The 7,751-nt window shown below is 71.3% G+C and carries 7 protein-coding genes; 6 read left to right on the forward strand and 1 reads right to left on the reverse strand.

Annotation, left to right across the window (positions count from 1 at the left end; translation table 11 throughout):
* The coding region (locus DEIPI_RS30585) for a PIG-L deacetylase family protein (protein ID WP_211238284.1) at nucleotides 1-944 on the reverse strand (944 nt) is incomplete at its 3' end.
* Nucleotides 945-1,030: 86 nt separating this feature from the next.
* Here DEIPI_RS30585 and DEIPI_RS30590 point away from each other — a divergent pair.
* The 6 genes from DEIPI_RS30590 to DEIPI_RS0111795 all read left to right on the forward strand — a co-directional run.
* Nucleotides 1,031-2,089 carry a hypothetical protein gene (locus tag DEIPI_RS30590; protein WP_052351710.1) on the forward strand — a complete coding sequence of 353 codons (1,059 nt, stop codon included), beginning with the start codon at nucleotides 1,031-1,033 and terminating at the stop codon, nucleotides 2,087-2,089.
* 9 nt (nucleotides 2,090-2,098) lie between these two features.
* Nucleotides 2,099-2,803 (forward strand): phosphatidylserine decarboxylase, encoded by a 705-nt coding sequence (locus DEIPI_RS0111775; protein WP_027481902.1) that lies wholly within the window; start codon nucleotides 2,099-2,101, stop codon nucleotides 2,801-2,803.
* Nucleotides 2,804-2,806: 3 nt separating this feature from the next.
* Complete coding sequence (locus tag DEIPI_RS0111780) at nucleotides 2,807-3,436, forward strand: DedA family protein (RefSeq protein ID WP_052351711.1); 630 nt, start codon at nucleotides 2,807-2,809, stop codon at nucleotides 3,434-3,436.
* A gap of 73 nt (nucleotides 3,437-3,509) precedes the next feature.
* Nucleotides 3,510-5,783 (forward strand): endonuclease MutS2, encoded by a 2,274-nt coding sequence (locus DEIPI_RS0111785; protein WP_027481904.1) that lies wholly within the window; start codon nucleotides 3,510-3,512, stop codon nucleotides 5,781-5,783.
* Between the two features lie 102 nt (nucleotides 5,784-5,885).
* On the forward strand, nucleotides 5,886-6,929 hold the full coding sequence (gene rlmN, locus DEIPI_RS0111790) for a dual-specificity RNA methyltransferase RlmN (protein ID WP_027481905.1): 1,044 nt from the start codon (nucleotides 5,886-5,888) through the stop codon (nucleotides 6,927-6,929).
* Between the two features lie 123 nt (nucleotides 6,930-7,052).
* Nucleotides 7,053-7,751 (forward strand): tetratricopeptide repeat protein (locus DEIPI_RS0111795; protein WP_027481906.1); only part of this gene is annotated, 699 nt, incomplete at its 3' end.

Here is a 7,751-nt window from a genome sequence, read left to right on the forward strand (position 1 = left end):
AACGCCCACATGAAGCGCGACAGGAGGCGCAGCTGCGACGGGTAGGCCCGCACCGCCTCGGCCTTCACGTCCTCCTGCGACTCCGTGAGATCGAAGCGGTGCCAGCGCTGCCCGCCCTGATGCGCGTTCGGCGGCGTGAGCGGCATGTCGCGGTGCAGGCCCTTCGGCAGGGGCCACTCCAGCCCGCCGTGGACCACGTAGTAATACAGTCTGGCGCCACGCTCGCTCGCGAGGCGGGTCGCGAGGAAGCTCGCGGCGCGGTGGTCGGGGTGCCCGTCGCGGACGCTGGGCGCGAGGACCACGTCGGGCGAGACGTCCGTCATGATCCGCCCGAGGAGCCGCGCGAGCGTCCGGCCCGTGTACGGCGCGTCCTTCTCCACGACGCCGTCGTAGGGTACGCGGTCCACGCGGGTGTACGGGCTGCGGTACGGCGCGAGGTAGTTCTCCGTGTCGATCTTCGTGAGGCCCCGGTCGGGGAAGCCCAGGAAGAACACGTGGTCACGCGGCACGCCGAGAATGGCGGTGGCGCGCCGCGCCTCGGCCATGCGGACCCGCCCGAGCCGCAGGTAGTCCTCCGCGCGGGCGAGGCTGCGCGGGCGCGACGTCATCACCTCCCAGGGGAAGCCGTCGCCGCTCGTGAGGAACACGACGTACACCTCCCCGCCCCGCGCGTGCCGCGCCTGGATGATGCCGGCCGCCGCGAGCGTCTCGTCGTCCGGGTGGGGGGAGACGACCAGCAGCCGCCCCGGCGGGATCGTCGCGACCGGGAGCTCCTGCGCGGCGCGCTCCACGCGCTCCACGACCACGCGCCCGGTGGGCAGCCACGACCAGCCGTTCACGGCAGCCCCCGTCAGGAGCGCCGCCGCCGTGAGCGTCAGCGCGGCGTGACGGCGCTTCAGCTTGGCTCGAAGCGAGGTCGGGAACGCGGGGACACGCGGCTTCACGAGCGTTCATGATAGAGCACCGGGGCGGCCCGGCGGGGGAGAAGGGCGCACACGGACCTTTCCGCCCCCGCTGATACACTGGCCTCGTGATCGGCCCCACCCTCGGCCTGGAGGAGGAGTTCTTCGTCCTCTTCGACGGGCGTCCCTCCACCGCCAGCCTCCTCGATCTCTCGAAGCTGCTGTGGGAGGACCCGCGCCGCAACTTCGCGCGCACCGCCACGAACTTCACCCGCCGTCCGCGCGACCTCATGAGCACCGTGGAGGTCTCCACGGGCGTGCACATCACGCCCGACGCCCTCGTGGGCGAGGCCCTCGCGCGACGTGCGGACCTCGCGCGGGTCATGCCGCGCGGCCTGTTCGCGCCCGTCGGGATGCTCCCCGTCGACGACGCCTACCACACGGCGGGCCTGCACCTGCACCTCGGCGTGGCGCGCCGTCACCTCTCCACGGCCTACGGGAACGTCGCGCGCTTCCTGCCCGTCCTCGTCCTCGCGAGCGCCTCCTCGCCCTGGAAGGGCGCCGAGCGTTACGGCCAGTCGTACCGTCTGCACGCGTCCTTCGCGCTCGGACCGCTGCGCGACGATCCGCTGCACCGCTTCCAGGACCTCATCGTCACGCGTCGGCTCGGCACGCTGGAGATCCGCGCCCTCGACCCCGTCTGGGACCCCGCCCGTCTGCGCGCCATCGTGGACGCCGCGTGGCGCCTCGCGGCCATCGAGCGGCCCCTCGGCTTCTCCCGCGAGCGCTACAACGCCCTGCGCGAGACCTACCCGCGGGGCGGCCTCACGAGAGAAGTGCGCGACCTCGCGCTCGAACTGCACGACCTCACCGGCTTCGACCCCGCGTGGTGCGAGCACACCGAGGCCGACCGCCTCGCCGACCTCGCCGCGCGCGAGGGCCACGCGTCCGTGTGGCGTCACCTCGACGGCGGCGTCCGCCGGGGCGACTTCTCGCCCTGCGGTACCCGTGACGGTCGTCCCGCCGCGTGGCGCGGCGCCGCGGGCATGGCGCTGTACTACGCGCCCAAACTGCCCTACATCGCCCTGAAGGGCTGGCGCGAGCACCACGGCGCACCCCACGCCGCGCCGGACGAGCCCTGGGAACGGGACGCCCGTGGGTCCATCGACACGCCCGTCAGGCGGTAAACTCCCCACATGCGTCGAATCCTCCGGATCCTCGTGCCCGTCGCGGTCGTCTGGGCCGCCGTGGTCCTCTTCCTCCAGCGCGTCTGGTTCTACCGTGACCCCGTCCGCGTCGCCCCCCGCGACGAGGACGCCGTCGTCAGTCCCTGCGACGGGCAGGTCGTCTACATCCGCCGTGTCGAGGACGGCGTCATCGAGTCCGAGAAGCTCGGCCAGAAGATCCGCGTCTCCGAGATCACCCACGCCGAGTGGCCCGACGGCGCCATCCCCGGCACGGGCTGGCTGATCGGCATTTACATGAGTCCCCTCGACGTGCACTACAACTACGCGCCCGTGGCCGGGCGCATCACCGGCATCGAGCATACCGGCGCGAAGGCGAACCTCCCCATGGTGGACCTCTGGGAGTACGTCCAGCTCACGTGGCTGCGGCGCGCCGTGGACCTCTTCGCGAAGCGCTACGCCCTGGAGAACGAACGCCAGACGGTGTTCATCGAGGGCCGCGTGAAGATCGCGATGGTCGAGATCGCCGACAAGTTCGTCAACAAGATCCGCACGTACGTGCAGGTCGGCGACACCCTCGCGCCCGGCCAGAAGGTGTCGTTCATCGAGCGCGGCTCGCAGGTGGACCTCTTCCTCTTCTCGGAGGACGTCGACTTCGAGGTGAGCGTCGGCGATCAGGTGTACGGCTCGCAGACGGTGCTGGCGCGTCTGCGCTGAGCGGTGGACCTCGCGGGCTTCGCGACGTGGCTGGGCACCCTCCCGCCCGGCCTCGTCCACCTCGTGCTGTTCGTGCTGCTGCTCGTGGAGGGCATCGGCGTGCCCGGCATTCCCTTCGAGCTCGTCTGGCTCGCCGAGGGCTTCCTGATCAACGCGGGCCGCACCAGCATGGCCGAGGCGATCCTGTGGGGCGCGCTCGGCAACTGGATCGGCAACCTGATCGGCTACCTCCTCGGGGACCGCATCGCGCGTCTGCTGCCCCCCCGCGCGCGCGGCGCGATGAACCTGGACGAGGTGCGCGGCTGGCTCGACCGCTGGGGCGGCCTCGTCGTGATCGTGTCGCGCTGGTTCGGCGTGATCCGCACGCCCTTCATCCTGTACGCGGGCGCGGCGGGCATGCCCCTGGGGCGCTACGCCTTTTTCAGCGCAATCGGCGCGCTCACCTGGGTGGCGGCGTGGCAGGTGGCCCTGTGGTGGTTCGGGGAGATCGTCCTGAAGCTCTGGGCGCGCTACCAGTGGTGGATCGTCGCGGCCGCCGTGGCCGCCGCCGTGCTGGGTTTCGTGGTGATGGGCCTGCGGGGCCGCCGGGCCTCACGGGCGGTCCCGCAGGAGGCGCCCGAGGAGCACGTCTGAGCCCCCGAAGACTCTGCGGTCACTAAGCCATTCACAGCACGGTTCGCGCGGCCCGCGTTGCTAGACTGACCTCGTGCCATTCGACGCCCACGCCCTCGACACCCTGGATTTCCCGCGCGTGCGGGAGGCGCTCGCCTCCCGCACCGCCACGCGTTACGGCTTCGAACGCGCCCAGGCGGTCGTGCCTTCCAGCGACGAGGGCCGCCTCAACCGTGAACTCGACCAGGTCGAGGACGCCCTGTTCGGCGTCAACCTCAACCTCGGCGGGGTGAACGACATCCGTCCCCTGTTCCACCGCGCCCTGGACGGCAAGATCCTCGCGGGACAGGAACTCCTCGAGGTCGCCTACACCCTCGACGCCGCCATGACGTTGCGCCGCTCCGTCGTGCAGGGCTCGCGCGGACCGCTGCGCGAGCTCGCCGTCCGCATCGGCGACCACGTGGCGCTCGTGCGCCGTTCGCTCGAGAGCCTCGACCGCGACGGTCAGGTCCGCGACGACGCCAGCCCGCGCCTGCGTCAGATCCGCCGCCGCCTCAACCCCCTTCGTAACGAGATCCGCGAGAAGCTCACCGCCATGCTCGACCGCTGGGCCGACATGCTGCAGGAGCACCTCGTCACCATCCGCCGCGACCGCTACGTGCTGCCCGTCAAGGCGCAGTACGTGAACAGCGTGCAGGGCATCGTCGTGGACGCGTCCGCGACGGGTCAGACGTACTTCGTGGAGCCCGCCGCCGTCACGCCCCTCAACAACGAGCTCGCCCGCCTCCAACTCGAGGAGGAGGCCGAGGTGCGCCGCATCCTGCTCGAACTGTCCGGACTCGTCGCGAACGAGCCCGGTCTCGCGGGCACCCTCGACGTGCTCGGCGAACTCGACCTGATCGCGGCGAAGGCCCGCCTCGCGCGAGAGTGGCGGCTCAACCGCCCCGAACGCGCCGAGCGCGGCGACTACGACCTGCGCGAGGCCCGCCATCCCCTCATCGAGAACGCCGTTCCGAACGACCTGCAGCTCGGCGGCACGAAGATGCTGCTCATCACGGGCCCCAACATGGGCGGCAAGACCGTCACCCTCAAGACGCTCGGGCTCGCCGTCCTGATGCACCAGTGCGGCATGTACGTCGCCGCGGCCCGCGCGCGCCTGCCCGTCGTCCGGGACGTCCTCGTGGACATCGGCGACGACCAGAGCATCGAGGCGAGCCTGTCGACCTTCGCGGCGCACCTGCGCAACCTGCGGCACATCCTGGAGGAGGCCAGCCCGGACACGCTGCTGCTCGTCGACGAGCTCGGCTCCGGCACGGACCCGCAGGAGGGCGCGGCCCTCTCTCAGGCCCTCCTGGAGCGGCTCCTCGGGCAGGACGCGCGCGGCGTGATCACCTCGCACCTCGCGCCCCTCAAGCTCTTCGCGCTCGAAACGCCCGGCCTGCGCAACGCCAGCATGGGCTTCGACGTGGAGAGCCTGTCACCCACCTACCGCCTGCAGGTGGGTCAGCCGGGCCGCTCGTACGCCCTCGCGATCGCGCGGCGCATGGGTCTCCCGGAGGACGTCACCTCGCGCTCCGAGTCCATCCTCGGTCCCGAGGGCGGCATGCTGGAGAAGCTGCTCGAGAACCTGGAGCACGAACGCGACGCGCTGCGCCGCGAGCTCGACACCGCCGTGCGCGCCCGCCGCGAATCCGAGGCGGAACTGCAGCGCGTGCAGGAGGAACGCGCGGAACTCCAGGCCCGCCGCGACGAGCTCATCGCCGAGGCGCACAACCGCGCGGAGGCCGTGTACGCCGAGGCCCTCGATCAGGTCCGCACGCTGCGCGCCCGCGCCCGCGAGGACGTCGCGCGTCCCCGCGTCATGGAGGAGCTGCGTCAGCTTCGCCGCGCCGCGCAGGCCGAGCGGCCCCAGCCGCAGGAATTCAAGGGCGATCCCCTCAAGGTGGGCTCGCAGGTGGACGTGCCCGCCTACGGTTCCACCGGGCAGGTGCTCGAGGTGCGCGGCGACGAGCTCGTCGTGCAGCTCGGCGTGATGAAGGTCAACGTGCGGCGCCGCGACGTGCGCCTCAAGCAGGAGGAGAAGGTGAAGGTGGCCGCCTTCGCCGGGGGCGGTCCCGCCTCCTTCCAGCGCGAACTGCAGCTGCGCGGCCAGCACGTCGAGGAGGCCATCGAGGAGCTGCGCGGCGCGATCTCCGAGGCCGCCGCGCTCCGCGAGACGCCCCTGCGGGTCGTGCACGGCAAGGGGCAGGGCGTGCTGCGCCGCCTCATCCGCGACTACCTCAAGACGGACAAGCGCGTCGCGAGCTTCCACGACGCCGAACCCTACCAGGGCGGGCACGGCGTCACCATCGTCAACATCAAGATCTAGCGCCGCACCCGGTGGGGGAGGCCAGAGCGGAACGCGCACGGCCTCCCCCGCATCGTGCTTCCCGCACGGACCTTGACCATGTCTTCAGGGTAGACTTTCCCGATGCTTTCCCTGCTCGACCTCCACCCCGACGCCTACCCCCTGGAGGGCTACCGCAAGCGGCAGCTGCTGCAGTGGGTCTTCGAGCATGGCGCCGCGTCTTTTGCGGACATGACGAACCTGCCCGCGAAGGTCCGCGCGGAGCTCTCGGCGTCCTACACCCTCGACCCCTTCCTCAGCATCGAGACGGTACCCTCCAGCGACGGCAGCGTGAAGTACCTCTTCACCCTGCCGGACCTCAAGCAGATGGAGGCCGTGTACATGCCCTACGAGGACCGCCGCACCATCTGCGTCTCCACGATGGTCGGCTGCCCCGCCAAGTGCGCGTTCTGCGCGACGGGCGCGCTGGGCTTCGGCCGCAACCTCACGCCCGGCGAGATCGTCGGGCAGGTCCTCGCGGTGGCGCGCGGGCAGGGCATCTCGCCGCGAGAGATCCGCAACCTCGTCTTCATGGGCATGGGTGAGCCCCTGCTGAACTACGAGCACGTCATGACCTCGGCGCGCATCATGCTCCACGAGCACGCGCTCGGCATGAGCAAGCGCCGCGTCACGCTCTCCACGGTGGGCCTGCCGCGCGGCATCCGCAAGCTCGCCGCCGAGGACGACCTCGGCATCAAGCTCGCCATCAGCCTCCACGCGCCCGACGAGGAGACCCGTCAGCGCATCATCCCCACCGCGCACGCCAACACCATCGCGGAGATCATGGCGTCCGCGCGCGAGTACCAGGCCTTCACGGGCCGCCGCGTCACCTTCGAGTACGCGATGCTGCGCGGCGTCAACGACCACCTCTGGCAGGCCGACTTGCTCGCCGACCTGCTGCGCGGCCTCGTCTCGCACGTCAACCTCATCCCGATGAACCCGTGGGACGGCAGCGGGTTCGAGGAGACGCCCGAGGCGGACCTGCAGGCCTTCTACGACCGTCTGGAGGCGCGCGGGGTCGAGGTGAGCGTGCGCCGCTCGCGCGGGCGTGACGCGGGCGCCGCCTGCGGGCAGCTGGCCCTCAAGAAGCCCGGCGCCGCGCCGGCTGGATTGATCAGCCTCCAATAAGATTCTCACTCATGATGGCAGCGAGGGCAAAAATGCTTTCGCTGCCGTGTTTTTCATTCATGAAGAAACCTTAGCGTGCTACGATGACGCCCAAGAAATCCCCCACCCTGTCAGGAGGAGCTTGTGGCTCACAAACCATCCCGGATGACGCTGAGCGTGCTCGCGTGCGCGGGCCTGCTCGGCGGCCCCGCGCACGCGCAGGGCGCGTCCGTCACGACCGCCACCGTTCAGACCTCCACCCCCGACCTCGCCGGGGCCCGCGCGGCCCTCGCCGCGAAGGACTACGCCACCGCGCGGACGCTCTTCGAGACGGCCCTCACGAAGGGCTACGAGGACCCCGACGCGCACTTCGGACTCGGACTCGCGCTCTACGGCCTCGGTGACCTCCCGGGCGCCAAGTTCGAATTCGAGCAGCTCGTGCGGCTCTCGCCCGACCGCTACGAGGGCCACTACAATCTCGGCGTCGTCGCGACCCGCGCGCGCCGCTTCGACGACGCCCTCGCCGAGTACCGCAAGGCGCTCGAGGCGGCCCGCGCGTCCAAGGCGGGCGACGCCGCCGTCCTCACCGTCCTCGGCGCCCTCACGACGGAACTCACCCGGCGCGGCGACGACGCCGAGCTCGTCAAGACCCTCACCGACGTCCTCGCGCTGCGCCCCTCCGACACCGACACCCGACTGCGCCTCGCCGAGGCGTTCGTGCGCGCCGGACGCGGCACCGAGGCCCTCCCGTACGCCTACTCCGTCCTCAAGGACCGCCCCGCCAGCGTCCGCGCGGGCCTGCTGATCGCGAACGTCTACGCCGCGCAGGGCCTCGGCGAGCGC

It is taken from the genome of Deinococcus pimensis DSM 21231, from assembly GCF_000519345.1.
In the GTDB taxonomy this organism is placed as follows: domain Bacteria; phylum Deinococcota; class Deinococci; order Deinococcales; family Deinococcaceae; genus Deinococcus_A; species Deinococcus_A pimensis.

Excerpts from the sequence above, each read along its gene's own strand:
- DEIPI_RS0111775 (WP_027481902.1), top strand. The coding sequence starts at position 2,099 with ATGCGTCGAATCCTCCGGATCCTCGTGCCCGTCGCGGTCGTCTGGGCC.
- rlmN (WP_027481905.1), top strand. The coding sequence starts at position 5,886 with ATGCTTTCCCTGCTCGACCTCCACCCCGACGCCTACCCCCTGGAGGGC.